This window comes from Sulfuricurvum sp. IAE1, assembly GCF_004347735.1.
Classification (GTDB): Bacteria; Campylobacterota; Campylobacteria; order Campylobacterales; family Sulfurimonadaceae; genus Sulfuricurvum.
The window spans coordinates 96,897-121,079 of the sequence record NZ_SLTI01000063.1 but is presented as its reverse complement, the minus strand read 5'-3'; the positions used below and the strand labels follow the sequence as shown (position 1 = coordinate 121,079).

The 24,183-nt window shown below is 52.0% G+C and carries 28 protein-coding genes; 7 read left to right on the top strand and 21 right to left on the bottom strand.

Annotated features, from left to right (window positions below; all coding sequences use genetic code 11):
• The first annotated feature begins 202 nt into the window (after positions 1-202).
• Entirely contained in the window at positions 203-700 is a 498-nt protein-coding gene (locus E0765_RS11790) for a hypothetical protein (RefSeq protein WP_132813428.1), read from the top strand.
• Here E0765_RS11790 and E0765_RS11785 read toward each other — a convergent pair.
• From E0765_RS11785 to mnmG, 4 genes are all read right to left on the bottom strand, one after another.
• Entirely contained in the window at positions 697-1,320 is a 624-nt protein-coding gene (locus E0765_RS11785) for a metallophosphoesterase (RefSeq protein WP_132813427.1), read from the bottom strand. The two genes, E0765_RS11790 and E0765_RS11785, sit on opposite strands and share 4 nt — an antisense overlap.
• Positions 1,317-2,228, bottom strand: coding sequence for a metallophosphoesterase (locus tag E0765_RS11780; RefSeq protein WP_132813426.1), 912 nt, complete (start codon positions 2,226-2,228; stop codon positions 1,317-1,319). The genes E0765_RS11785 and E0765_RS11780 overlap by 4 nt, the downstream gene beginning before the upstream one ends.
• 197 nt (positions 2,229-2,425) lie before the next feature.
• Positions 2,426-4,117: a hypothetical protein gene (locus tag E0765_RS11775; protein ID WP_132813425.1), complete on the bottom strand. Its 1,692-nt coding sequence runs from the start codon at positions 4,115-4,117 to the stop codon at positions 2,426-2,428.
• 38 nt (positions 4,118-4,155) lie between these two features.
• Complete coding sequence (mnmG, locus tag E0765_RS11770) at positions 4,156-6,057, bottom strand: tRNA uridine-5-carboxymethylaminomethyl(34) synthesis enzyme MnmG (RefSeq protein ID WP_132813424.1); 1,902 nt, start codon at positions 6,055-6,057, stop codon at positions 4,156-4,158.
• Between the two features lie 119 nt (positions 6,058-6,176).
• Here mnmG and E0765_RS11765 point away from each other — a divergent pair, with 119 nt between their 5' ends.
• From E0765_RS11765 to E0765_RS11750, 4 genes are all read left to right on the top strand, one after another.
• A complete protein-coding gene (locus tag E0765_RS11765; protein WP_132813423.1) occupies positions 6,177-6,374 on the top strand; it encodes a hypothetical protein in 198 nt (65 codons plus the stop codon).
• Between the two features lie 43 nt (positions 6,375-6,417).
• A complete protein-coding gene (locus E0765_RS11760) occupies positions 6,418-7,101 on the top strand; it encodes a tetratricopeptide repeat protein (protein WP_132813422.1) in 684 nt (227 codons plus the stop codon).
• Between the two features lie 12 nt (positions 7,102-7,113).
• Positions 7,114-7,728, top strand: a complete 615-nt coding sequence (locus E0765_RS11755; RefSeq protein WP_132813421.1) for a riboflavin synthase — start codon at positions 7,114-7,116, stop codon at positions 7,726-7,728.
• An 89-nt stretch (positions 7,729-7,817) separates the two neighbouring features.
• Complete coding sequence (locus E0765_RS11750) at positions 7,818-8,129, top strand: hypothetical protein (protein ID WP_132813420.1); 312 nt, start codon at positions 7,818-7,820, stop codon at positions 8,127-8,129.
• On the opposite strand, the gene E0765_RS11745 is transcribed toward E0765_RS11750, so the two are convergent.
• From E0765_RS11745 to luxS, 4 genes are read right to left on the bottom strand one after another with little or no spacing between them, the layout of a single operon-like run.
• Positions 8,104-8,850 (bottom strand): tRNA (5-methylaminomethyl-2-thiouridine)(34)-methyltransferase MnmD, encoded by a 747-nt coding sequence (locus E0765_RS11745; RefSeq protein WP_132813419.1) that lies wholly within the window; start codon positions 8,848-8,850, stop codon positions 8,104-8,106. The two genes, E0765_RS11750 and E0765_RS11745, sit on opposite strands and share 26 nt — an antisense overlap.
• Positions 8,847-9,326, bottom strand: coding sequence for a hypothetical protein (locus E0765_RS11740; protein ID WP_132813418.1), 480 nt, complete (start codon positions 9,324-9,326; stop codon positions 8,847-8,849). Before E0765_RS11740 ends, E0765_RS11745 begins: the two co-directional genes overlap by 4 nt.
• A gap of 12 nt (positions 9,327-9,338) precedes the next feature.
• A complete protein-coding gene (locus tag E0765_RS11735) occupies positions 9,339-9,641 on the bottom strand; it encodes a hypothetical protein (RefSeq protein WP_132813417.1) in 303 nt (100 codons plus the stop codon).
• Entirely contained in the window at positions 9,641-10,147 is a 507-nt protein-coding gene (gene luxS / locus E0765_RS11730; RefSeq protein WP_132813416.1) for an S-ribosylhomocysteine lyase, read from the bottom strand. The genes E0765_RS11735 and luxS overlap by 1 nt, the downstream gene beginning before the upstream one ends.
• A 95-nt stretch (positions 10,148-10,242) precedes the next feature.
• Between luxS and E0765_RS11725 the strand changes: the two genes are divergently transcribed.
• Both E0765_RS11725 and E0765_RS11720 read left to right on the top strand, forming a co-directional pair.
• Positions 10,243-11,421: a class II aldolase/adducin family protein gene (locus tag E0765_RS11725; RefSeq protein ID WP_132813415.1), complete on the top strand. Its 1,179-nt coding sequence runs from the start codon at positions 10,243-10,245 to the stop codon at positions 11,419-11,421.
• Positions 11,422-11,490: 69 nt separating this feature from the next.
• Positions 11,491-11,796, top strand: coding sequence for a putative quinol monooxygenase (locus E0765_RS11720; protein WP_132813414.1), 306 nt, complete (start codon positions 11,491-11,493; stop codon positions 11,794-11,796).
• Between the two features lie 66 nt (positions 11,797-11,862).
• On the opposite strand, the gene lsrK is transcribed toward E0765_RS11720, so the two are convergent.
• From lsrK to E0765_RS11655, 13 genes are all read right to left on the bottom strand, one after another.
• Positions 11,863-13,395 carry an autoinducer-2 kinase gene (lsrK, locus tag E0765_RS11715; RefSeq protein ID WP_132813413.1) on the bottom strand — a complete coding sequence of 511 codons (1,533 nt, stop codon included), beginning with the start codon at positions 13,393-13,395 and terminating at the stop codon, positions 11,863-11,865.
• Positions 13,392-13,595: a hypothetical protein gene (locus E0765_RS11710; RefSeq protein WP_132813412.1), complete on the bottom strand. Its 204-nt coding sequence runs from the start codon at positions 13,593-13,595 to the stop codon at positions 13,392-13,394. The genes lsrK and E0765_RS11710 overlap by 4 nt, the downstream gene beginning before the upstream one ends.
• 105 nt (positions 13,596-13,700) lie before the next feature.
• Positions 13,701-14,657 (bottom strand): thiamine pyrophosphate-dependent enzyme, encoded by a 957-nt coding sequence (locus E0765_RS11705; RefSeq protein WP_132813411.1) that lies wholly within the window; start codon positions 14,655-14,657, stop codon positions 13,701-13,703.
• Between the two features lie 10 nt (positions 14,658-14,667).
• On the bottom strand, positions 14,668-15,888 hold the full coding sequence (locus E0765_RS11700) for a 2-oxoacid:ferredoxin oxidoreductase subunit alpha (protein ID WP_132813410.1): 1,221 nt from the start codon (positions 15,886-15,888) through the stop codon (positions 14,668-14,670).
• A complete protein-coding gene (locus tag E0765_RS11695) occupies positions 15,888-16,304 on the bottom strand; it encodes a 4Fe-4S dicluster-binding protein (RefSeq protein ID WP_132813409.1) in 417 nt (138 codons plus the stop codon). Before E0765_RS11695 ends, E0765_RS11700 begins: the two co-directional genes overlap by 1 nt.
• 10 nt (positions 16,305-16,314) lie before the next feature.
• A complete protein-coding gene (locus E0765_RS11690) occupies positions 16,315-16,872 on the bottom strand; it encodes a pyruvate flavodoxin oxidoreductase subunit gamma (protein ID WP_132813408.1) in 558 nt (185 codons plus the stop codon).
• 124 nt (positions 16,873-16,996) lie between these two features.
• Complete coding sequence (locus E0765_RS11685) at positions 16,997-17,641, bottom strand: HAD family hydrolase (protein WP_132813407.1); 645 nt, start codon at positions 17,639-17,641, stop codon at positions 16,997-16,999.
• Complete coding sequence (locus tag E0765_RS11680) at positions 17,638-19,137, bottom strand: peptide-binding protein (RefSeq protein WP_132813406.1); 1,500 nt, start codon at positions 19,135-19,137, stop codon at positions 17,638-17,640. Before E0765_RS11680 ends, E0765_RS11685 begins: the two co-directional genes overlap by 4 nt.
• Positions 19,138-19,173: 36 nt before the next feature.
• On the bottom strand, positions 19,174-19,899 hold the full coding sequence (locus E0765_RS11675; protein WP_132813405.1) for a carbonic anhydrase: 726 nt from the start codon (positions 19,897-19,899) through the stop codon (positions 19,174-19,176).
• 89 nt (positions 19,900-19,988) lie between these two features.
• On the bottom strand, positions 19,989-20,684 hold the full coding sequence (locus tag E0765_RS11670; protein WP_132813404.1) for a phosphatase PAP2 family protein: 696 nt from the start codon (positions 20,682-20,684) through the stop codon (positions 19,989-19,991).
• Positions 20,671-22,230, bottom strand: a complete 1,560-nt coding sequence (locus tag E0765_RS11665; RefSeq protein ID WP_255417914.1) for a phosphoethanolamine transferase — start codon at positions 22,228-22,230, stop codon at positions 20,671-20,673. The genes E0765_RS11670 and E0765_RS11665 overlap by 14 nt, the downstream gene beginning before the upstream one ends.
• A gap of 108 nt (positions 22,231-22,338) precedes the next feature.
• Positions 22,339-23,544: a HAMP domain-containing histidine kinase gene (locus tag E0765_RS11660; RefSeq protein WP_132813402.1), complete on the bottom strand. Its 1,206-nt coding sequence runs from the start codon at positions 23,542-23,544 to the stop codon at positions 22,339-22,341.
• Positions 23,528-24,181 carry a response regulator transcription factor gene (locus E0765_RS11655; protein ID WP_132813401.1) on the bottom strand — a complete coding sequence of 218 codons (654 nt, stop codon included), beginning with the start codon at positions 24,179-24,181 and terminating at the stop codon, positions 23,528-23,530. The genes E0765_RS11660 and E0765_RS11655 overlap by 17 nt, the downstream gene beginning before the upstream one ends.
• Positions 24,182-24,183: the final 2 nt, after the last annotated feature.

The following is a 24,183-nucleotide window of genomic DNA, read 5'->3' as shown; positions in this document are numbered from 1 at the left end:
GGGGTACACAAGGGATTTAGAAAAATTAGTATAGATTTGAACAATTTTATTATTTCTTCGTTTTTTTATGAAGTGGAAATATACGACAATATATAATAAATTTTATTAAGCAGATAAGGCGAAAGTGGACAATTGAAAAGCTTTAAAAATACCTTGTATTATCCGTATATTAATTTTCAAAATCTACATTGGAGAAACTAATATGGATCAATGGACAAAAAATCAGCTGGAGTCAATTATTGATAGCAGTTTGACATCATTACGTGATGCATATCTCTATTCTGATATATGGACATCTTTTTTCGAAGTTCAAGACTTAAATGAAAAATTCGAGATTGAACCATTATTCCAGAATTTTATCAGGCATGCAATTCATTCGATAGTGCTTGCCGAGTTTGGTGAGGATGATCCATGCAATGAACTTGATTGGGACAATCGAACTAACGAATCTATTTTGCTTCCGATTGAATGTTTTATGAAGAATCTTTCGTGTTTGGAATCTCCTTTTTCAGAAGATATTCCAAACATGGAGTGTCAATCCGATTGTGAAGACTACTTTTATGAATACATGGCTTTTATAGGTGATTCCGAGTGTTTTAAAAAGTTGGTTGAGTATATATATGAGACAGTGATTGCACGCAACCCTTCTAAAATGCTTTTCGAAAAAAAAGTAGGAGAATGGAAACTTTCTACTATTTAAATACAATTAACACTATTGACATCAGTTACATGAATATCATGGATAGCAGCATCATGCTTTTCAAGCAGCTCACCTAACTTCATCGGAGCATATCCGATTGCTTCAACACTGGCATTAATACAGAACTTCTCATTGAGCCGCATTGAATGGATATGGCCGTGGATATTAATGTCGCATTGTTCCCGGTCAAATACGTCGGATAGATAGCACCAGAGGGTATCATCGAATCCATCGGTCACGATTGGATAGTGGCTGAATAGAATTCGGACTCCATCCACATCGGCGATATGATAAGCCGGCTCTCCTTTGACCGGAAAGTCGATCACTTCCGCGAAGCCGTTATCAAGATACGTCTGTGCGCTCTTATCATGATTGCCCCTGAGGAGGTATTTGATACCGTTGAGCTTTTGTGCCCAGGTATGAACTGCTTCGCTCTTGAAGGCGAAGTCTCCAAGGTGTAAGACGATATCGTCTTTGCCGACGGTTTGATTCCACAGCTCTACCATACGCTCATCGGGTTGATCGCCTAGAACAATTTTACGATTCGGTTCGTACTCTAAAACGTTCGCATGGGCGAAGTGGGTATCGGCGATGATAAAGGTGTCTTTGGTGATAGTCATAGCTCGATCACTTTCAACCCGAAAGTATTTTTGCCCACCAGTTGTCCGATCGAGTTACAATGGATATCGACCGTTTTACCGTCTTGTCGTGTATAGGTACGATGAAATCTCTGATGGGTATGCCCGAATACCCAGTGCTTCATTGAACCGTTCTCTAAGTATTCTTTTCCATCGAAGCAATAGAATGCGCGATACTCTTTGAGAGCTTCATGGTTGGCACTGTATTTGTGATCGATCTGATCGAGTGCAGGTTGATAGTTATACATTACCTTGAACTGCTCCCATTCCGATAGAGGCGATACATGAGTCATCATGATATCACACTGTTGATAGACGGCATCCAAGCGGTATTTCTGCTCATGGAATAGATCATCAAACTTTGCACCGTTGGTTCCGGTCGGATGGATCATGTTCGCATCGTTCATCTTCCATCTCCAAATTGACTGAACATCCGCATGAGTCTTTTCTCCGTCACTAATATAGAGGCTTCCGTCATACCATCCGCTTGCTCCTCCGATACGGATACCGTTGATGTCAATGACGGTACCGTCAACGTAATCAATTCCCTCTTCAGCGTCGATCATGGCTTTCATCTCTTCTACCCGTGCACGGCTGGCGCCGGCACTGCCTCCGAGCTCCTTATATCTGGAGACAATTGATTCGCCAGGTAGATAATAATCATGATTGCCGAATGTCACCACGATATGATGATAGTAACGTCTCAAGTGCTTGAGGCACTCAAGATTCTGCGTATTGTAGTGACCGATATCTCCGGGAAGCAGAAGAACGTCTGCGGGGCTTGCTTCGAGGAAGTGTTTGAATCTCATGTCGAATAGACTTTCAGTAACCGGAGCGTTTGCATTCAAATGAAAGTCAAAATGGGTGTCACCGAGAATTGCAAACGTCATAAGATGTCCTAGTTATCCATTGCTTTGTTTTTAATCTCTAAAATGGATATTTTTCTCATGATTCACTCTTCTTTTATTGTGTGAAAAATTATATCACGTACCAAAATATTGGGTGTTACCTGTAGGTAACGCGAATTAAAATGTAGAATGGAAAGTTTTTAGCAATTTATTTGAAGCATTTTATCTAAAACACTCGCTCAAATTTTCCCCAAAACTCCAGCAGCCCATCGAGCCAAATCTGCCTCCGTAAGCTCTTTGGATCGCTCATGATTTTTAGTTTTAAATCTTATCTGTTTATCTGGTCCATAGTTTTGTTTGATCTCATCAATGGATTGGTTTTCATCGACATAATGCTTCAAAAATTGCTTGAAAACGCTAAGTCCAAAAAGACTTTTTGATGAAATAACCCACGTACTTGTGGAAGCGGTATTCTCCAATTCAAGTAATCCGATATAGTTCTCTTTATACTTGAAAGTAGCGGTAATATATTCCCGTTCTCTGCCATGGATCATACATTTTGGATTCGGCTTTTCATTCTCCTCATTGACGACCGTCTTCATTTTCTGGACATCATAAACAAAAAGATGCTGAATAGTCTCCCTTTGTGTTTCCAGATAAGCCATATACTGCCTGAATTCGTCAAAATTACTCGTATGCGCTTTGATTGTGCTGATTAGTTTCAACCCGGATGCAGAGATTCTGCATTTTCGGATATTATTTTTTGCACCGTCTTTTGAATCGGTTACGCTCTGATCTACGGTATCATCGGATGGTACTTCATTGATAATCTTCAGCTTGTTTTTGAACTCTTCCAAAACTAATTTTTCAGTCGATCGCTGCACGTTTTTCAAACTGCCGCACAGTTCCTTTTTTTTAGCTCTGGAAGTATTCTGTCTGTACTTTTTACTTCCCGAGTCAGGTTTCAATCTTGGGGTAGTATTGTCCGGGTTCTTAACCGGAACACTTGGAAGGTTACCGAGTCCCTCTACATCAAGTGCCATATTAAATCCCGGGTAAAAAGTCGTCAGCTTGGTAAAACCGATATCCGAGTTGTCATTGGTTATTTCGTGTACATAAAAGTAATGGTTTTTGCTGCTTTCATCGTAAAACGAGCTATATCGTGCGGAAATAGAGAATTGCCCTCTTTGAGGAAACTTGGCTTTGATAGGAAGATGTTCCGCCACGTTTCTGACGGTTTTGTATTTTTTAATATATGCCAGCAAATACGTCCCAATCCGTTCAAAAGCTTCGATGGCATCTGGTTGACATAAGAAACGGTGAATAAAAGGGGCATCGTCTTCCGTGACATAATACGGGAGAACGATCGAAGCATCATCAGGATTACATTCAACGTGTAGATAAATATCATCTATTTTACAACGCAATGCGGCTTCTCTAAGTACCGTGGATCGGAAGTAATAGTAGCTCGCTATCGCATAGTGGGGAATGATCAACTTGACCGATTCTAAATCGATCAGACAACATGTGATTTCCTTGGCCTTTTCCAGATAGGTGTATTTCCATCCTATGAGCCGGCCAATCAACTTATCGCTCAAGATATTGCCTAATCGAACATCATAACGGTCCTGACCCAACTCCGTATTTATAGCAATCATGCCTTCCAAAAGATTATCGTTCTTTTTTTGAGACTTATCAATTTTCCCATTCTTGTAGGATTGATGAAATCGGTAGTGGGTAAAAAAAATTTCGGGAGGCATAAGAGTCTCAAAGAGCTCTTTTTTAGTGAGGTTTTGGACGATAACTTTGAAGTAACTATTACCGATGTCCTCGATCAGATCCGGTTTATATCCGGTGGGCATTAGAAACATAAAAGAATCGTCCGGATTGTCCATCATAAAATCTGGAATCAACTCTTTTGACTTTGCCATTTAAAAAAGCCTATTCTCAAACTTTATTGATTTCATTATCAATCTTTAGTGGTCATTCTCGAACTTTTTTGCTTTTGACAGGCCATTTTGATGTAGATGTGCAGGATGTCGAGGGCGGCGGGGGTGATCCCGCTTATCTGCGATGCCGCCTGCAACGTAGGCGGGTTGAATTTTTCCAGTTTTTCGACGATCTCTTTAGAGAGTCCGGAAACGGAGCCGAAATTGAAATCGGAGGGGATCGCGATGTGGAGCATCGACTCCATCCGCTTGATGTCGTCGCTTTGTTTTTCGACGTAACGGGCGTATTTGGCCTCGATCAGGATCTGCTCGACGATGTAGGGGTCGAGTTCTTTGAACTGCGGGAACAGTTTCAGGAGTTTCTCCTCGTCGAACGTCTTACGCGAAACGAGCTGGGTCGCGGCGAGTTTGTCGCTGATTTTCTCTTCGTCGATCTCTTCCAAAAAGGCCAGGAACTCTTTGTTGGGGGTATAGACCGTCTCTTCCAGAAGTGCCAACCCCTCCTCAATCTGTCGCCGTTTCGCGTCGATCCGTTCCATTTGAGCGTCCGAAATGAGCCCCAGCGCGTGACCGTATTTGCCCAAACGCAGATCGGCGGTCTCCTCGCGCAGCAGCAGCCGGTATTCGGCGCGGGAAGTAAACATCCGGTAAGGTTCTTTGGTCCCCTTGGTGACCAGATCGTCGATCAGGACGCCGATGTAGGCTTCATCACGGCGCAGCACAAGCGGCTCTTTCCCCTGCAGGCTGAGGCTGGCGTTGATCCCGGCCATGAGCCCCTGTGCGGCCGCTTCCTCGTATCCGGTGGTCCCGTTGATCTGCCCGGCGCAATAGAGGTTGCGGATCTTTTTCGTCTCGAGAGTATGGCGAAGCTCCGTCGGGTCGACGTAATCGTACTCGATGGCATAGCCGTATCGGACGATTTTGGCATTCTCCATCCCGCGGACCGAATGGATCATGGCGCGCTGCACGTCGGGGGGAAGCGAGGTGGACATCCCGTTGATGTAGCACTCGGTGTTCTCCGCCGTCTGAGGTTCGATGAAGAGGTGATGACGCTCTTTGTCCCGGAAACGGTTGATCTTGTCTTCGATGCTGGGGCAGTAGCGCGGCCCGATCCCTTCGATCTGTCCGGTAAAGAGGGGGGCGCGGTGAAAATTCCCCTCGATCAGGCTGTGGGTCTCCTCGTTCGTGTAGGCGATGTAGCAGGGGAGCTGTTTTTTGGTACGGGCAAACGCCTCGCGGTCGGTCCGGAAACTGAACGGTGCGGGGAGCTCGTCGCCGTCTTGGAGTTCCATCACGCTAAAGTCGATCGAGGAACTGTCGACGCGGGGGCATGTCCCCGTTTTGAGCCGCCCGACGTTCACCCCCAGCAAACGGAGCTGATCGCTGAGCCCTTTGGCGGCAAATTCTCCGAACCGCCCCGCCTCCTGCGTCACTTCGCCGATATGAACGACTCCGTTGAGGAACGTCCCGGTCGTAAGAATCACCCGCGAAGCGCGGTATTCGTTGAGCAGATGGGTCTGTACCCCCACGACGGTATCGTCTTCGATCAGCAGCGACGTCACGGTCTCCTGGATCAGGCTCAGGTTGGGGGTCGTGAGGATGGTGTTGCGCGCGATGACGCGGTAGCGGTCCATGTCGATCTGGGCACGGCTTCCGCGAACGGCGGGCCCTTTGGTGATGTTGAGAATCCGGAACTGTATCCCCGCTTCGTCGGTGAGCAGCCCCATCTCCCCGCCCAGGGCGTCGAGTTCGCGTACCAGGTGCCCTTTGGCCAGTCCCCCGACGGCGGGATTGCAGCTCGTCGCTCCCACCTGTTCGGCAAGGATGGAGACCATCAGGGTATTGTGTCCCATCCGGGCTGCGGCCAGGGCCGCTTCGATTCCGGCGTGTCCTCCGCCGACTACGATTACGTCATATTGCATGATTGTGCTTCTTTACTACATTCTTTGAACGCAATTATAACCTTGATTGTTGAAACCTATAAAATCCAAAGGAAAAATAGCCTAGAATTAAGAAAACCTTTTGATGACGAGCGATTGCCATGAAAAACGACAAACCCCTGACATTGGAAGAGATGCTGAAAAACTACGACCCCTCACCCGTCGAGTACGATCCCGAAATCGACGGCGACGAGGAGCACATGATCCGCGACGAGCTGCTCAAGAAAAAAGAGGAGCTCAAAGATGTTGTAACCCTCCTTAAGGAAAAACAGCGGAGCCACCGGAAGGTGCGCCGTTAAGGGTGCGCCGCTATAATCCCGAAAAACGCAAAGGAGCGAATCGATGCTTCACGATGCATTGGAAGCTTTCAACAACGGCGATTACGCAGCCGCGCTGACGCGGTTCGAGGCACTCGCGCGGGAGGGAAACCCCACCGCGGTGGCATCGCTGGGATACATGTACCAAAAAGGGCTGGGGACCGAACCCTCGCTCGACAAAGCGTTCGCCCTCTACTCTCAGGCGGCCGAACACGACGAACCCGCGGCGATCTACAACCTCGCCCTGATGTACGCCGACGGGGCGGGGGTGGCGCACGACCAGTTCAAAGCGCACGAACTGCTCCTGCGTTCGGCGATCCTGGGATTTCCCCAGGCGCAATACGAAGCGGGACTGAGCCTGGAGCGGGGACTGGGATGCGTCCAGAATTTCTCCGAAGCGGCCTTTTGGTACGAAGAGGGGGCAAAACGGGGGAACGCGAACGCCTTTAACAACCTCGGCGTCCTTTATAAAGAGGGGCACGGCGTCCCGCAGGATTATGCCCGTGCCTTCGTCTGTTTTTCGCGCGCCGCGCAAATGAACCTCCCCGAAGCGCAGTACAACCTCGGATTGATGCACGATCAGGGGCTCGGGTGCGACGCAGACCACGACGCCGCACTCGAATGGTGCCGCAAAGCGGCCTATAACGGCCACGAAAAAGCCAAACAAATTATCCGTTCCTTGCAGGAAGAGGGTAAAATAGTATTTTAACGAAGGGGTTTCATGTTTACGGGATTGATCCGGGAGATGGCGAGTGTCAAAAACTTCAGCGCCAACCGCCTTGCACTCAAAGCGCGCCACAAACCGAAACTGGGCGATTCGATTGCAATCAACGGCACCTGCCTCTCGGTCGTCAGCATCGAAAACGACGGCTTTACCGTCGAACTCTCCCCCGAAACCCTTGAGCACATCGCGACCGAAAAACTCTCAGGTCAAGTACACATCGAACCGGCAATGGCAATGGGAGACCGGTTCGAGGGGCATATCGTCCAGGGGCACGTCGACACGATCGGTACCGTCAGCTCCATTACCGACAACGGCAACAGCTACGACGTGATCATTGAGGTCGATAGCGGGTTTATCCCGCTGATCCCGCCCAAGGGCTCGATTACGATCGACGGGGTGAGCCTCACCGTCAACGACGTATACGAAGATGCCTTCCGCCTCACCATCATCCCGATCACGATGCGCGAAACGCTCTTCGGTACCTATAAAAAAGGGACCCGCGTCAACATCGAAACGGACGTTTTCGCGCGATACATCCGCCACATCCTGAGCGCTTCGAAGCCCAAAGGGATGAGCTGGGACGACATCGACCGCATCCATTCTTTATACTAATTTGAACGACGAAGGAATAAAATCCCTTCGTCTACGCTGGCCGCTATGGCGCTAAAGCTTGCCCCTTGCGGGGGAGAAAGGAAATATTCATGAAACCGCTCGAATGGATTATGCTGGGATCGTTCGTCGGAGGAGTGATCCTCACCGTCTGGAAGCTGTACGCTTTTCTCCCGGTCCGACGCCTCAGCGACGACGATACGACCCCCGAATCGGTGGAGCTGCTCGAGCGGATCATGGTCGAGTGCGATCGAAATGAGCCGGGGTTGGATGAAGAAGCCCTCTTTCAGCGCATGACATCACACCCTGAATTCGATCCCAAGCACTTCTGGCGCTTCAACGGGAACCGCCTCCGCCACCTGATCGAGCACTACCGCTTCAAAGACCCGGACTTTCGTCGCTAAGGCTCCGTGCATCGGGGTTGCAGGCAATCTTGTGTGCCATATCGACTTTCGTGTACCCGGCCAGTTCTCGCCGTGAAGCGATCGTCGCGTTACGATACCCCTTGCCCGTATTGAGATAGACGTGAAATCCGTTTTCATGTAAAGCCAATCGGGTGGCCAGCGCCGTCGAATAAGTCGTCACGACCCCCTCCTCCCCCATCAGCCCTGCCACATCGGCAAAATATTCCCGCGTCCACAGCATCGGATTGGTCTGCGGGCTGAACGCGTCCTGGTAGCAGACGTCCCACTCCCCCGAGAGTTCCCGTATCGCTACCCTCGCGTCTGCGATCTCCACGGTGATCTGCGTCCGCTCGTCCTCATAACCGCCGAGCATTGCGATGTCGGTGATGATGTTTCGGTACGGTTCAAATATTTCGGGGTAGGGAAAATCGACCAGCGAAGCGACCAGATCGCCGTCAAGTTCGGGTGAATAGATTTCGAGCGTCGTATCGGGATAATAGGCATCGCGGTAATGGAGGCTCAGAAGCGTATTGAATCCCAACCCGAAACAGATGTCTATGATGCGCAGATGCTCTTTTTGCGCATGCAGCTTAAAAGCGGGCTCGATATGTTTTTTGAGCGATTCGTTAAGCGCCCCGTCCTTGGTCGAGTGGTAGTGTTCGTCGTACTCGCTGCTATACGCGGTATAGCTGCCGTCGTCGCTTTGCACCCATCGCTTCATAGCCCTTTACCCCACATGTGCATCTTTTTCCCCACAATCACCTCATGCCCATCAATCAGGCCGCCGATCGCATTGATCGCGCGGAACTCCGCTTCATCGAGGAGCGCTTCAACCTCGGCAATCTCCATCGAGCCGTTTTTTTGGACGATGATGATCTCCGAAGCGTTCAGGAGTGTCCGGTACGCAAGCTGCAAAAATTTCTGCGGGGTTTCGTGATTGTGCAGCACATCCTGTACGATCACGGCGGCGTAATCGCGCGGAACGCCCCCAGCGGGCGAGCGGTAGTCTTTGATCGAAAACGTTTTGTGAAAGGTGGCGAGGCTGAAGCTTTGGTGTTCCCCGGGAAAAAGCGAAAGGTCGATCCGCCCCTCATAGGGAGAGAGGAAACGGTCCAGCTCCTCCCCAAGAGTATCCAGATGGCTGGTTGCCAGCATGATTTTCGTATGGGGGGTGGGATGGAGCAGCGACGTGATCATGGACGGATCGGGTTAGAGTGACAAATCGTGCAATTCGCGGAAGAGATACGCTTCGACGATATCGTCGATGGTGCGTTGCGTGTGGGCGACAAGAACCATCATCTGCTGATCGAGAAACTCCATCACGGGCTCGTAATTGTTCATGACGATGACCGCATCGCATGGGGTCTCGATCCCGGAGCGGTCCGGGTAAAAGTTGATCTCGACGACACGGCCCTCTTCCACCTCGACCGTGGCCCAGAATCGGACGTTCAGGATGCCGGTCAGCTCCGATTCCTGGGTATCGTCCCCGTTGAGAGGCAAAAGGAGGATCATCAGCCGTTTACCTTGGAGAGATCAAGTTTGAGCGCTTCGTTGTCCATGATGTCGATGTCTTTGCGCAATACATCGGTGGCGATCGCCTTGGCGTCTTCGAGCGAGTGCATTTTGTACGTCCCGCACTGGTAGATGTTGAGCTCGGGAATATCGTTTTGGGATTTCACCTCAAGGATGTCTTTCATCGACGCTTCCCACGCGTCGGCAACTTCCTCTTCGCTGGGAGTACCGATCACGCTCATGTAAAACCCGGTGCGGCATCCCATCGGAGAGATGTCGATGATTTCGGTTTTATCCGAATTGAGATGATCGCGCATGAACCCCGCGAAGAGGTGTTCGAGCGTATGGATCCCCTCGGGCGAGAGGGTTTTTTCGTTCGGACGGCAAAAGCGCAGATCAAAAACGGTGATATCGTCCCCTTTGGGGGTTTTCATCCCTTTGGCACGGCGTACGGCCGGGGCGGGCATAATGGTGTGGTCAACGCAAAAACTGTCAAGTAGCGGCATAGGTATCCTTAAATTCGGTCTTTATTGGGGGTAATAGTAGCATATTTCACTATTGCATCGCTATAATTCGTGGATTAAACCAAAGGTGTAACCCTATGAAAAGCCTTTTCGACGACGCTACCGCCGTTCAATACCGAAACGACCCCCTTGCGATGCGGGTCTATACCTCCCGGCTGCTGGGGCAGGAGAGCGATCTCGTCCTGCACGGCGGCGGGAATACCTCCGTGAAAATCGGCGATACCCTTTACGTCAAAGGGTCCGGATGGAATCTCGATACGATCGAAAAACCGGGATTTTCCCCGGTCGATCTGGGAACCCTGTGCGCAATGGCGGAACGCGAAACCCTCTCGGACACCCAGATGGTCAAAGAGCAGCGTGAAGCGATGGCGGACCAAAGCGCCCCCAACCCCTCGATCGAAGCGATACTCCACGCCATCATCCCCTTTGCCTACGTCGACCACACCCATGCCGACGCGGTCGTGACCCTCACCAATACCCCGGAGGGCAAAGCACTGGTACAAGAGCTCTACGGCGAAAACATGCTCATCGTCGATTACGTGATGCCCGGGTTCGAGCTGGCGAAACACATCTACGAAATCACCAGAACCGTCGACTGGAATACCCTCTCAGGGATCATACTGATGCACCACGGCGTCTTTACGTTTGATGACGATGCCAAGCGCGCCTATGAGAAGATGATCCATATCGTCACCGTCGCCGAAACGCATCTGGCCGAGCGCGTCACCCTCGCCTGCGGCGACTGCGAGGGGAAAAGCGATCCCGATATCCCCCGCGCCGTAGCCGCCGAAGCGGCAAAACTCCGGGGATGCGAACTTTTCCCCCTGATGATCGATTCGCCGCGTGCCCAATTGTTCAGCATCCTCCCAGATCTCGATGCCCTGGTCAAAAAGGGAGGATTGACCCCCGAACACGTTATCCGGATCAAACCTTTCCCCGCCATTATCGATGGCGATATCGCCGAGGGGATTTCGAAATTTGCGCAAGACTATAAAGCCTATTTTGAAGCCAACGCCTCGCAGGAGCACATCTGCCTCGACCTTGCCCCCCGTTACGCCGTGATCAAAGGGGTGGGCATCGTCGTGCTGGGCAAAGACGAAAAAGAGTCGCGCATTATCGGCGATATCGTCAAGCACACGATCACCGCAATCCTCTCGGCCGAACAGCTGGGCGGATGGAAATCGCTCAGCCTCGCGCAGATGTTTCAGATGGAATATTGGGAACTGGAGCAGGCCAAACTGAAAAACGCCCAGTGAGCCTGACCCGTTCGGCGGCGTGTAGCTGCGCAGAAGCGGATTCAATCAAAATTTAAAAGGAATGAGATTATGAAAATTACGAAAAAAGTGACGTTCATCGCCAAAGAAGAACACATCGCAACGGTCAAAAAGCTGCTTGAAGACATGGTCGCCCCATCCCTTAAAGAGCCCGGCTGCCTGTTCTACTACATCTTCCAGTCGCAGGTCAACCCGAGAAAATTTTTTGCTATCGAGTCGTGGGAAAACGAGGAAGCGCTCGAAGGGCACAAGCACACCGAGCATTACGCCTATTACAAATCGCACTACGAGCCGTACGTGGACGACAAATACACCGAAGAGCTCGACCTGCTCGATGAAAAGGCGTACGGGTTTTAATCATTATAGTGCGTTTCACCTAAAGGGCACTCCGTCTTCAACACAAAGCCCGTGCACGGTTGCATGCTATATCCCAGGAGCCTTCCACATCGGCTCCAGCGTCCCCTCGCGAACCAACTCCATCTGTTTGGCGTAGGCTTTGAGCCATCTCTCCTTCATCTGTGCGTAACGTGCATGGTTTGCCGTGTCCGGCTCGTATACCCGTTCGATTTTGACGATGTTCTTTCCAGCCTCTTCAAAGCTGCCGTACACTCCGGCTCCGATCCCCGCCGCCATCGCGACCCCAAGTGCCGTCGCCTCTTTCACTACCGGAACGCGTACCTCAAGCCCGCTCACGTCGGCCAGAATCTGCGACCACAAAGTTCCGTTCGACGCACCGCTGGCAAACGTCAGAGACGTCGGCGAAACGCCGCTGAAAGCCTTGATATTGTCAAGGTTGATCGCACTCACGATGCACGCGTTTTCTTCAAGGGAGCGAAACATAGAAGCGACGTTGTATTTGCTCTCATCGAGCCCAAGACCCAAAAACGAGGGCGAGGCGTGTATCCACTCTCCATAGTTCATCCGGTCGCTGAAGATGGGGACAATACCATAAGAGCCGGGCGGAACCGATGACGCCAGCGCTTCGAGTTCGGCGTAGCTTTTACCGCATCCGAACGTGTTGCGGAACCACCGCATCACGAGCCCCGTAAAAAAGGTGATCCCCTCGGCTTGGGACATCCCGCGTACCACATGGGGGTTGACGCGCAACTCCATCGTATCCGAAAGCGCAGCATCCGAGGGTATATTAACCACCTGCTGCCAGAAACTTCCGCCGAGCACCACCGCGTCACCGAGCTTCGAGGCGCCCAGCCCCGCCGTTCCGATCTGGACGTCACCGCCCCCCATGACGACGAGCGTTTCGCTGCTTAGCCCCGTCTCCTGTGATGCCTGCGAACTCACTTTCCCCAAAACTTCCCCGCTTTCGCGGATCGGGACGAAAAGATCTTTGAGACCGCACTGCTCGAACTCGCTTTTGTTCCAGTCGCGCCGCATCAGGCTAAAGGCCCCGGCGGTTCCCGCGTTCGAAGGTTCCGAAGCGAGTTCGCCGCTGAGTTTGAACAATATCCAGTCGCTGATCATCGTAAAATAGCGGGCACGCTCGTACAATGAGGGCCGGTTGTTTTTCAGCCATAACAGCCGCGGAGCGGCCGAGAGGGCAAAAGTCTGCCCGCTGCTTGCGTAACACCTTTTTTCCAAAAACGGATCGTGACGTTTGAGGAATGCGACCTCCGATCCCGCCCGGCTGTCGACATTCGCGATTCCCCAAATCTCGCGCTTCTGATCGTCGTAAACGACAATCCCCTCGCGCATGCTCGAAGCCGAAACCGCAACGATTGCCGAAGCTTCGATCCGTGCCGCGGCGATCGACTCACGGATACACCGCTTGGCGAGTTCCCAGCCGCGGACGAAATCAAATCCCATCGATCCGTTCACCCCCTCTTCGGCGACATGGTCCCATTCGTACTGAGCGATGGCGATCTGATTGCCCAGGGTATCGAAAATAATGGAACGGATGCTTCCCGTCCCCGCATCGATCACCAGAAAGTAGCGGCTCATCGCATCTCTTTCGTGTTGGCGAACACTTCGAGCGGAAGTCTCTTTTCGCTGTAGTTTTCAATCGGGCGAATGTCGATGTTGCAGATGGAATCTTTGAGCTCTTCGGCCAGTTTGAGCAGCTCTTCTTTGGTGTTGCGTTTTGCAATTCCCCGCGCCGAACAGCCGGTGATGCCTTTGTGGTTGTAAGTCATACGATACATGATGCGCTTTCCATAAACGGTATTTGCCGTTTTAAAGCAAAGAAGGTTCCAAAAATAAAAAAGGGGGAATCAAATGCAGAAAGAAAGGAAGGGAAGAAGCGCGTCTTAGACGCGGGCTTCTTCACGGCGCTGGAGGTATTCCCACTGCGCATCGACGCGGCGCTGCCACTCTTCGATGATGTGTTCGTACTGCTTGGTGAAGAGGTGTTTGAAACGCCCCTGGGCACCGAGATAGTCACGAACCGGAATAATGTTTTTCGGACGGTAAGTAATGTTGAGTTCTTTACCGTCGATGATTTCGTACAGTGGGAAAACCAGTGAATCGGTCGCCAGGTCCGATACGGCGATCGTATCTTCGGGAGCGAATTTCCACTCGGTCGTACAAGCCGACATCGCGTTGATGTAAACCGGGCCTTCCGCCGCGAAACCTTTTTGGATTTTAGCGACCATGTCTTTCCATTTGTTCGGAGCGACCTGGGCGACGTAAGGAGCCCCGTGCGCCGCCATGATGGCCAGCATATCTTTTTTGTTCATTTTTTCGCCGTAACTTACGCTGCCCGCAGGAGCGGTCGTCGTAGACGAACCGATCGGCGTAGAAGAGGAGCGCTGTCCTCCGGTGTTGGCGTAGACTTCATTGTCCAAACAAACGTACATCATGTTGTGTCCGCGCTCGAAACAGCCTGAAATCCACTGGAAACCGATATCGTAGGTCGCGCCGTCGCCGCCGAAAGCAACGAATTTCGGCGTACGCTCAGGCTGTTTCAGGCGCCCTTTTTTCTTCAGCGCTTTGTACATCGCTTCGGCACCGGCAACCGCGGTTGAACCGTTTTCGAACCCGATGTGGATCCACGAAGCGTCCCATGAAGTGTACGGGTAAACCGCCGTACAGACTTCCAGACAACCCGTCGATGCCGAAAGGATCAGATCGTCGTTGGTCGCGTTGAGGACTTCGCGCACGATGATCGAGTGGGCGCACCCCGGACAAAGGAGGTTCGCCCCTTCGAAACGGTCAGCAGAGGTCGAAAACTCTTTGAGGTTTTTGATTTTTTTCATTTCTGACATCGCTTACTCCTTAGAAAAACGCGAGTTTCGGTCCGCGCAGACCGATGTATTGTTGCAATGGAGTCGTCGGCTTGCCTGCGTCCATGTTTGCTTTGAGATCTTCGAAGATCCCGACAAGGTGGGCTTTGGTCAGGTCACGTCCACCCAGACCGTAGATGTAGTTTGTCAGTACCGCTTTGGTGTCGCTGTTGATAAGCGTACCGGCAAGCTCGTTGTACAGAGTCCCCATCGCGCCGTGCGGGCTTGAACGGTCAAGCGCGGCAACCGCTTTAACCCCTTTAAGGGCCGCGGCGATCTGCTCGAGAGGCCAAGGACGGAACACGCGGATGCCCACGACACCGGCTTTGATCCCTTTCGCACGCAGTTCGTTGGATACCTCTTCGGCCGTTTCGACCGACGTACCCATACACACGACGGCGAGTTCGGCGTCTTCCATGTTGTAGGTTTCGACGATGTTGTATTTGCGTCCGCTGAGTTTTTCGAACTCGTCAAACGCCGCCTGGATTTTCGGCAGAACCGCCGTCATCAGGGCATGCTGCTGACGCGCTTTGTGCTCGAAGTGCCAGTCTTCTTCGGTCTGTACCCCGTGGGTGACGGGGTGGTCGAGATCGAGCATGTCGTTCATCGGTTTAAATTCGCCGACAAAGTTATAAGCCGCTTCGTCGGTCAGGGTCGCAACGCCCTGAGCCGTGTGCGACGTCATGAATCCGTCTTGGTGAACCATCGCCGGAAGACGCACGTCGTGGTCTTCGGCCACTTTGAACGCGATGAAGTTCAGGTCATACGCGTTTTGCGGGTTGTAGGCATCAAGCTGGATCCATCCACTGTCGCGTCCGAGATACATGTCCGAGTGGTCGCCGTTAACGTTGAGCGGTGCGCCCAGGGCACGGTTGACAACGTTGAGGATGATCGGCAGACGCATCCCCGATGCCGAGTAAAGCGTTTCGACCATCAGGGCAAACCCTTGAGAAGAGGTCGCCGTAGCGACACGTCCGCCGGCCGCAGCCGCACCGATACAGCCGGACATCGCCGCGTGCTCGGATTCAACCATGACGAACTCGCCGTCTACATAGCCGTTTGCCGTAAAATTTCCGTAGTTTTCAACGATCGGAGTCGACGGGGTAATCGGGTAAGCCGCAACGACGTCTACCTGTACCTGGCGGAGCGCTTGGCTCGCGGCCATATTACCGTCCCAGACTTCAATGTCGCGTAGTTCCATTGTATCAGCCATTAGTCTTCCTTTGGTTCTTCTGCTTTAGCGTTTTTATCTTTTTGAGGCCATTCGGCAAGTGCTGCGTCTTCGTCTTTTTGTTCGGGGAACATCAAGAGCGATTTCGGATTCGTCGGACAGACTTCCACACAGATACCGCACCCTTTACAGTGGTCGTAATCAACACCGACCATTTTTTTGTCGCGCGAGATGATCGACATGTCCGGGCAGTAAACCCAGCAAAACTGGCAGTCGATGCAGTAGTCTTTGTTGAACAAAGGTTTCTCGATGCGCCAGTCCGCAACGCTCGCGGTAAACGAGTTCGACTGTGAATAAGGGCGATTTTCGGGAAGCGTCGTCGCGATATCGCGTGTCGCCCCGTCAAACGATCGGAGCATGGCACCGATTTCGAATCCATCCCATCCTTTTTTTTCCATCATGTGCTCCTTATTTCACTTCATCATACGCGCGTTGGATCGCGATCATATTGGCGTCGATAATTTTTTGAGGGAGTTTTTTGAGAACTTTGACCATGCTCTCTTTGAAAAACTCGATGTCGTACATTCCCGATACTTTCATCAAAGCGCCCAGCATCGGCGTGTTGGGGATCGCGCGTCCGATAGTCTCCTGGGCGATTTTGATGCAGTCGACGGTATAAACTTTTTTCCCTTCCAATTTCGGCTGGGAAGCGATCAGTTCTTCGGTACTCATGTGCGTCGTAACGATATAGATCGTATCCTCTTTTTCGTTCGCCGTAATGTCCGCGACATAAACCAGAGCGGGGTCGATGACCAAAACATAGTCAGGTCTCATGTATTTCTCATGGTTCAAAATCACTTTGTCGTCGACACGGTTGTAGGCCGTCATCGCCGCTCCGCGCTTGGCTGAACCGTAGAACGCGAATGCCTGAACATGCTTACCGGTGGTGGATACAACGTCGGCCAAACCTTTTGCGCCCGTTACGGCACCCTGTCCGGCTCGACTGTGCCATCGAATCTCTAGCATGAATTCTCCCTCATGACTTAAGTTTTAAGTTGATTTTTATCAATGCGTGTATTTTATGAAAGTTGCTCTTAAATGTAGCTTTTCACTTTATGGGAGGGAAACGCGGAAAGGAAAAGTGTTACTTTCAGCCCCGTGCAGCGATAAAACGGACCGCTTCGAGGGCATCAGGTTGTATAATATCCGTTAATGTTAGTAATTGTTCTGCGTTATCGTATCCGCTTGTCACGGCGACGCATCCGATGCCGGCCCGGGCAGAGGCTTCGATATCGAGCCGGGTATCGCCGATCATCCATGCGGTGTTCCTTGGACGCTTCATCGCTTCGAGCGCCTTGTAAATCGGTTCGGGATGGGGCTTTGGGTTCTCGACGTGTTCGCGCCCGATCAGCACCTCGAAATATTCCATGACCCCGAAATGCTCCATCAATTCCCGCGAATAAAGCCCCGTTTTCGTCGTGACGATCCCCAGCCGCGCAAACGCCGCAGCCTCTTCGATCGCCTCTTTTGCCCCCGGAAGCAGGAATGTTTTGAAACGGGAAATCTCGCGGTAATGGAGTTTGTAGGTTTCGACATGCGCCGCGATCCGCCCATCGGGTACCCCGACCGCGGCGAACATCGTCTCGAGTGTGTGGCCGATCTGGGAGGTGATGTGCGATTCGGAAACTTCCCCGACGTCTCCGTGGCACGCCAGGGAATGGCGGAAGCTCTCGACGATCGCCTCGGTCGAATCGATCAGGGTTCCGTCAAGATCAAAAAGTATCGTAGTGTTCACTGTTTCTCCCAGTCGATGTAATCTTCCCAGATCCCGTTAATGGTGGGTTTGATGCCGCGAATCGAGCGGCTGTAGACATTGATGTCATTGGGCACCACCAAAAAAAGATAAGGGTTGTCGTGCGCGATACGCTCATAAATACGCCGTTGCAGCGCGGCGATCTTTTCGGGGTCGACCGATCCCTCCATCTCCTCGATCAGCCGGTCGGTCTTGGACGAACGGTACCCCACGAGGTTAAATCCCCCCGGAACGTCACTGTCGCTGTGCCACAGCGCGTAGGGATCGGGGGTGAGCGACAGGGCCCATCCCAGTAGCACCGTATCGAACTTCCGGGGGGCGACGACGGTATTCAAAAAAGCCTGCCATTCCATCACCCGCAAACTCACCCGAACCCCGACCTCGGCAAGCTGCCGCTGCATGATCTCGGCGGCGTAGGGGCGGATCATGTTGGAATTGGAGGTGGCGATTTCGAACGAAAGGGGATTTTTCTCATCATATCCCGCCGCTTTGAGCAGTGCCCTGGCGCGGGCCAGATCCCGCTTCGGGGCTTTTACCTTCGCATTATAGCCTTTGCTTCCGGGGAGAAACGGCCCGGTACAGATTTTGCCGTGCCCCAGGAAGAGCAGGTCGATCAGCGCTTTGCGGTCGATGGCAAGCGAGAGGGCCTCGCGGACACGGGGGTCCTGAAATTTTTTGAGCCGCAGGTTGAACCCAAGGTAAGTGTAGCTGTGGGAAGGGAGTTCCAGCGTTTTGAAACGTTTATGAAACGCCCCGTCCAACTGGCGTTCGTACTGCATGGGTTCAAGAGAGCTGACGTCGATCCGGTTTGATTTGAGCATCAAAAAGCGGGTCATCGGATCGGCAATGACGTGAAAAACGATTTTCCCGATTTTGGGCGGATGTTCGAAATAGCGGGGATTGGCCTCCAGAACGATCTGCTTGGAGAACTCCAGTTTTTTGAGTACGTAAGGACCCGTTCCGACGGGAGCCGTGTTGAAGCGGCTCCCCATAACGTCACCCTCTTTTTCGAGGATATGACGCGGGACGATCCCCATCATCCATATCTCTAATGCTTTAAAATAGGGTTTTTCATAAGCGACGCGCAGGGTGTATTCATCCATTATCCGCACCGATTTGACGATCCGGAAATCACTGGCGTAGGGGGTGATCACTTTGGGGGAGCGGATCAGTTCGTAGGTAAAAGCGACGTCGCGGGCGCTAAAGGGCGCTCCGTCGTGCCATAGCACGCCGCGTCGGAGCTTGAACTCGATCAGCGTCGGGGTGATGAAACGGTACGATTCGGCGAGGTCGCCGACGATTTTTGTCCCGCTTTCATCGTATTTCACGAGCGAATTAAACAAAAATCCGGCGATGGACGAACTGGCCGAATCGGTGGCGATGAGGGGATTGAGACGTGCGGGATTGGACGAGGCACTCAGGTGAAGCGTCGCGGCGGCAAGCCAGACGCTTTGGATGAGGAGGAATAAAAGTTTCAATCTCAACCCGCTTTTTGGGTGAGATTATAGCAAAACCTATTTCGATTCGACGACACGGCCGTTGAGCGGCTGAACCGGGCGGTAGTTGTGGTCGTAGAATTTACGCATTGCCGCGATCTGATCGGGTGTGGCGCTCTGGATCTCTTTCATCACGTACCAGCGGACGTTCTCGCTGCACGGAGGGGTCGTGAGCGAACCCATGTAATGAAAATAGCGGCCGCTCTCTTTTGGCAGAAGCGCGGCAGGGTTGAGGACGGTTTTGGTTCCGACCCCTTTGATCACGGCGTCGAGGATCGCGTTGCGCTCTTTAGCCTCTTCGAACAAGACGCCGACGACAAGAAGGTTCCCGAACGCGCTTTTGTGTACCATGTGGGCAACGAGATCATACTGTTTGCCGTCGATTTTTTCTTCGCTTTTGCCGTGGAAATGGAACTGCACCAGCTGATAATCGACCCCCTCGACGGTTATTTTCCCGCCGTTTTCGACATTGACCTGGATGGCGTGGCCGTTATCGACGATCTGGCTTGAAGCCTGGACGTTTTCGTTGAGTTTGATGACGTGCGACGGGGCGATCGAAACGGTCTCGGAGGTTTTGATGTCGATCGGGGACTGGGCTTTTCCGTCTTTGCAGATTGCGCTGAAGTCGCACCAGTGCGCGGGCCCGTGGGCGTCGTAGTCCCAATGGGGCTGATGGTGTTCTGCGGCGTGGGCTCCGGCACATAGCAAAAGCGCCGAAACCGATAAGGCAAGGATCGTTTTCATCCGGGTATTCTCCTAAAATAAGTAGGACTTATTGTATCGGGGAACGATGGGACGGGTCAAATCAAATTAATTGGGTAAAACGTTCAATTTCATTGAACACGCCTGCCACGCTGCAGGAGATCGATCAAACGGACGATAAGAAGGATAATCAGCCATCCCATAATCATCGCGATTATCGTATGGCTGAGAAAATGGTCGCCCTTGAGAATTTTATAAATTCCCATGCTCCATGCTATCCCCATTGTGCCGATCAGTGCAAGAATCTTGGCCCGTTTGCGTCTAAAGGCAAAAACCAGTGCCAACAGCGAAAAGCCGAAACTGGCATGACCGGCAGGCCAACATCGGATACGGTGTTCCCGACAAAAGTTTTCAGGATAGGAATCCAGTACCCCGACATGCGGATATTCGCCGCCATACATCTGCCAGTCACGAGGACAGGGGACATTCGTCAGCGTTTTCAATCCCACCACGACCGAGGGAACGAGGATACCTGAGAGTACCAGAATGATGATCGCCCTGCGGTAACGCTGGACCCAGTTTTTTCTGTATCCAAAAAGGACAACCAGCAAAAGCGCCGAATAGATAACGATCAAAAGCTTTTTTATACCGTCGTACAGAATAAAATCGAGCCAAGGCCGTTCCCCCTCCACAATCAGCCATCGATGATTCAGCGGATCGTAAAAGTGGTTCTGGACCCACACATCGACGGAGGGATTCCATCCGAAAAAGAGGATGACCCATACAAGAAGCGTTGCGGTGAGCAAGATGTTTTTAGTGGACGCCATACAAAATATCCAATTCAGGGTTGTAGACCTTACTGTCGATTTCGGTAAAATTAAGAACCGTATGGAAATACGAATCGTGGGAATAGGATTGCTGCGCTTTTTTTCGCAGCGTCGCCCTATCGATCGCAAAATTCTTTCCAAACCACATCAGGGCCGGAACGTGTGTCTGTGCTTCAGGGGCGATCGCGTACGGAAAGCCGTGAAGGTATAATCCTTTTTCTCCGAGCGATTCACCATGATCGCTCACGTAAAACATCGCCGTTTCAAATTTTTCATCGTTTTGTTTGAGAAACGCAATGACGCGCGAAAGGAAATAGTCAGTGTACAAAATAGCGTTGTCGTAGGCATTGGTAATCTCCTGTGGTGTACACTGTTCAAGCTGGTTGCTTTTACAGACCGGGGTAAACTTCTCGAAGGATTTCGGATAGCGCTTGTAGTAGGCCGGACCGTGGTTTCCCATCTGGTGCAAAACGATGACGATATCCCCTTTGGGATGGGCATCGATATACGCTTGCAGCCCGGAAAGCATTCCCTCGTCACGGCATTCGACATCGCAGAGGGGGTTCTTGTCGGGGGATTTGAAATCCTCATACTGCGCCCTAAGGGCAACCCCTTTGGAATCAGAGTTATTGTCCCGCCACAGAACGTTAACCCCCGCATGGGACAAAACGTCCAGAACGTTCTCGGTATGTTCGGCACGCCCCCCCTCGTAATTCTCCCGGGTCAGCGAGGAAAACATGCACGGCACCGAAACCGCCGTTTCGGTACCGCACGCACTGAAATTGGAGAAGTTGATGATCTCCTCTTTTTTTAACAGCGGATTCGTTTCGCGTTTGTAGCCATTCAGGGAAAAATGGTCCCAACGGGCCGCCTCCCCGACGACGAGGATCACCAGCTCGCGATCTTTGTCGCTCGCGGGTATTTTCGCATCTTCTCCGACGATTTTCAACCCCGTATAATCGTGTGAAAATGATTTGGAAACGTATTTACCGACCGAATAGAGGTAATACGAGGGGTTCGCATAAAAACGGAGCGGTTTATGCTCGCGAAAAAACGAGGTGTAAAACGGACTGAATGCAAGTAGGCATACAATCACCACGCCCAATACGATTCCAAGCGTTTTGACGTCTTCGAGTGCCTGTTTCCGAAACGACGGGTAGATGACGTCGAGGCGATAGACGATCCACGACGGGAGCACTCCCAACAACACCAGATAGAGGGCCAGCTTCACGCTCAGCAAATCGGCCGATTCGCTGGCGTTCGTCTGAAGCACATTGGTGATCATGTGACTGTCCACAACGATGTCGTATGTGTCCATAAAATAAGCGACCGCCGCGGTAACCATCAACATGAGAATAACCAACGGTTTGAATACCCAGCGGTTTGTCAACAGCGTCAATATGAGTACGCTGCTTGCAAAGAGCACCAAAGCGACCGAAAACAGCTCCAACGCCGAGGCCCGGGTAAGCGGATAAACTTCCACAACATGCCGGAAAAAGGAAAAATTGGCCGCGATGACCCACCACAGTGATACCCCGACAATCACGGCCCTGCTACTGTACGTTCTGGAAAACAAAAGATTGCTCCTCTTTTAAAAAGAGGTATTCTAAACAGCCTCCGGACAATGGAGAGCTAATCGACGGCTAACAGTCGGTTAACGGATAAAAAGGCGGATACGATAGCGTTCTACGTCTTCTTCGATCCGGTATTCAATCCCGATCTCGCGAGCGATACGGTCGAGCATTTTCTGACCTATGCGGGAGCTGAAGAGGTATTTTTCGCCCCCTTTTTCGTTCGTCAGGGCGATGCTCCTGCTTTCGGGGTCGAGCGCGACTATGATCGTACTCCCCTCTTTGGCGTAGGTCAGGGCGTTTTCGATCAGGGCGGTCATCAGCTTGACGAACAGTTTGCGGGGGGCGTGCAGGTCAAAGCCCTGCCCTTCTATGCGGATCGCAAGATGCCGTCGCCGGGTCAGGATGTCGACTTTGGCGATTACTTCGGAGAGGACCTCATCGATTGTAAACGGCGAGGAGTCTTCGAAATCGGTACTTTCAAAAAACAGAACGTTTTTAAGCTCGGACATCAGCCGCTCGATATCCCCTCCCAGCTCGGAGACGATCTTCTCTTTTGAAATCCGTTCGCTCCCTTCGAAAACATCCAGCCGCGCGCGCATGAGGGCGATGGGCGTTTTGAGTTCGTGGGCCATCTCTTTGAAAAGGACTTTTTCCTTGATACGAAAGGTTTCGAGACGATGGACGAGTGTGGAAAACGCACGGGAAAGCTCATCGATTTCCCGGGGAGGATTATCGAGGGGAAGTTCGAACGAATCGCCGCTTTTCCAGCCGCGCGCCCGCTCCGCGAGCAGTGCGAGGGGTTTCATGTAACGCTCCAGCAACAGATAACCGACCGAGAGGATCAACAGCAGCGAGACGAGATAGCGGGCCGCCAGTTTCGCGCCGTATCTCGCCACCGCCGCATCGATCTTGTCGTGGTCGCTGATAACGCTGAGAAACATCCCGTTGGAAAGTGCCACGGAAGCGCTCACTTCGGTATCCTCAGGGGCATAAGGGGCGGCAGCCACACGGAAACGGACGTGGCTGGCTTCGGAATCTTTCAAGATCAGGACGTTGTGCGGGATCGCGTGGAGAAAACGCAGGTCGCTCTGCGGCGTGGGGGGGACGATCAGGTATTCGTCCCGGCTCTCGATGAGCAGATGGTTGAGCACCTGTTCGAGGTCTTCGATTTTTTCGCTGTGGATCGTCCGCGCCGCGACCTGCCAGTTCACGGCAAAGGCGATCGCGATCAGCAGCGAAAACAAAAAGGCGATTTTAAACTTTAGGGTATTAAAGGCCGTGTTCAATGACGAATCCTCTCGTTTTGACCGTTTTGATCACTTTGGGATCGAGTTTTTTGCGGATCCGCGCCACGAGTTCGTCGACGGCGTTGGAGGTGATGTTTTGAGGGTTGTCGTAGAGCGCGTCGAGGATCTCTTCGCGCGATACCACCTGCGGCGCTTTGGAGAGGAGGTAAAAGAAAAGGGCCTGCTCGTTTTTGCTCAGAACGACCGCTTCGCCCTCGCGTTTGAGCGTTTCGGCGTCAGGGTCTATCTCGATCCCCTCGATGGTCAGCTTCCGAACCGCGAAACGGCGGGAAAGGGCAGCAATGCGCGCACGGAGTTCTTTGATGTCGAACGGTTTTTCAAGGTAATCGTCGGCGCCGTATCCGAACCCTTCGACTTTGTCGTCAACTCCGCCCAAAGCGCTGAGTACGAGAACCGCCGTCCCCGCATGACCCGATTTCGCATACGAAATCAGTTCTTTGACCCGATCAGCCCCCTCGAACGTCCGGTCGAAAACCGCAACGGCGTAATGAAACGCATCAAGATACCCTTTCGCTTCGTCGACGCTCGAGGCGATATCGACGATCCACTCGCTTTCCAACGACATTTTCAGCAGCTCCAACAGCTCTTTTTCGTCGTCGGCGATCAATATACGCATGG

What these genes read in the sequence shown, in the direction of transcription:
- lsrK (WP_132813413.1), bottom strand. Translation starts at nt 13,395, where the DNA reads ATGAGCCGCTACTTTCTGGTGATCGATGCGGGGACGGGAAGCATCCGT.
- E0765_RS11705 (WP_132813411.1), bottom strand. Translation starts at nt 14,657, where the DNA reads ATGTCAGAAATGAAAAAAATCAAAAACCTCAAAGAGTTTTCGACCTCT.
- E0765_RS11695 (WP_132813409.1), bottom strand. Translation starts at nt 16,304, where the DNA reads ATGGAAAAAAAAGGATGGGATGGATTCGAAATCGGTGCCATGCTCCGA.
- E0765_RS11740 (WP_132813418.1), bottom strand. Translation starts at nt 9,326, where the DNA reads ATGATCACGTCGCTGCTCCATCCCACCCCCCATACGAAAATCATGCTG.
- E0765_RS11745 (WP_132813419.1), bottom strand. Translation starts at nt 8,850, where the DNA reads ATGAAGCGATGGGTGCAAAGCGACGACGGCAGCTATACCGCGTATAGC.
- E0765_RS11755 (WP_132813421.1), top strand. Translation starts at nt 7,114, where the DNA reads ATGTTTACGGGATTGATCCGGGAGATGGCGAGTGTCAAAAACTTCAGC.
- E0765_RS11655 (WP_132813401.1), bottom strand. Translation starts at nt 24,181, where the DNA reads ATGCGTATATTGATCGCCGACGACGAAAAAGAGCTGTTGGAGCTGCTG.
- mnmG (WP_132813424.1), bottom strand. Translation starts at nt 6,057, where the DNA reads ATGCAATATGACGTAATCGTAGTCGGCGGAGGACACGCCGGAATCGAA.
- E0765_RS11790 (WP_132813428.1), top strand. Translation starts at nt 203, where the DNA reads ATGGATCAATGGACAAAAAATCAGCTGGAGTCAATTATTGATAGCAGT.
- E0765_RS11710 (WP_132813412.1), bottom strand. Translation starts at nt 13,595, where the DNA reads ATGTATCGTATGACTTACAACCACAAAGGCATCACCGGCTGTTCGGCG.
- E0765_RS11690 (WP_132813408.1), bottom strand. Translation starts at nt 16,872, where the DNA reads ATGCTAGAGATTCGATGGCACAGTCGAGCCGGACAGGGTGCCGTAACG.
- E0765_RS11675 (WP_132813405.1), bottom strand. Translation starts at nt 19,899, where the DNA reads ATGAAAACGATCCTTGCCTTATCGGTTTCGGCGCTTTTGCTATGTGCC.
- E0765_RS11750 (WP_132813420.1), top strand. Translation starts at nt 7,818, where the DNA reads ATGAAACCGCTCGAATGGATTATGCTGGGATCGTTCGTCGGAGGAGTG.
- E0765_RS11785 (WP_132813427.1), bottom strand. Translation starts at nt 1,320, where the DNA reads ATGACTATCACCAAAGACACCTTTATCATCGCCGATACCCACTTCGCC.
- E0765_RS11780 (WP_132813426.1), bottom strand. Translation starts at nt 2,228, where the DNA reads ATGACGTTTGCAATTCTCGGTGACACCCATTTTGACTTTCATTTGAAT.
- E0765_RS11700 (WP_132813410.1), bottom strand. Translation starts at nt 15,888, where the DNA reads ATGGCTGATACAATGGAACTACGCGACATTGAAGTCTGGGACGGTAAT.
- E0765_RS11760 (WP_132813422.1), top strand. Translation starts at nt 6,418, where the DNA reads ATGCTTCACGATGCATTGGAAGCTTTCAACAACGGCGATTACGCAGCC.
- E0765_RS11720 (WP_132813414.1), top strand. Translation starts at nt 11,491, where the DNA reads ATGAAAATTACGAAAAAAGTGACGTTCATCGCCAAAGAAGAACACATC.
- luxS (WP_132813416.1), bottom strand. Translation starts at nt 10,147, where the DNA reads ATGCCGCTACTTGACAGTTTTTGCGTTGACCACACCATTATGCCCGCC.
- E0765_RS11775 (WP_132813425.1), bottom strand. Translation starts at nt 4,117, where the DNA reads ATGGCAAAGTCAAAAGAGTTGATTCCAGATTTTATGATGGACAATCCG.
- E0765_RS11735 (WP_132813417.1), bottom strand. Translation starts at nt 9,641, where the DNA reads ATGATCCTCCTTTTGCCTCTCAACGGGGACGATACCCAGGAATCGGAG.
- E0765_RS11670 (WP_132813404.1), bottom strand. Translation starts at nt 20,684, where the DNA reads ATGGCGTCCACTAAAAACATCTTGCTCACCGCAACGCTTCTTGTATGG.
- E0765_RS11725 (WP_132813415.1), top strand. Translation starts at nt 10,243, where the DNA reads ATGAAAAGCCTTTTCGACGACGCTACCGCCGTTCAATACCGAAACGAC.
- E0765_RS11765 (WP_132813423.1), top strand. Translation starts at nt 6,177, where the DNA reads ATGAAAAACGACAAACCCCTGACATTGGAAGAGATGCTGAAAAACTAC.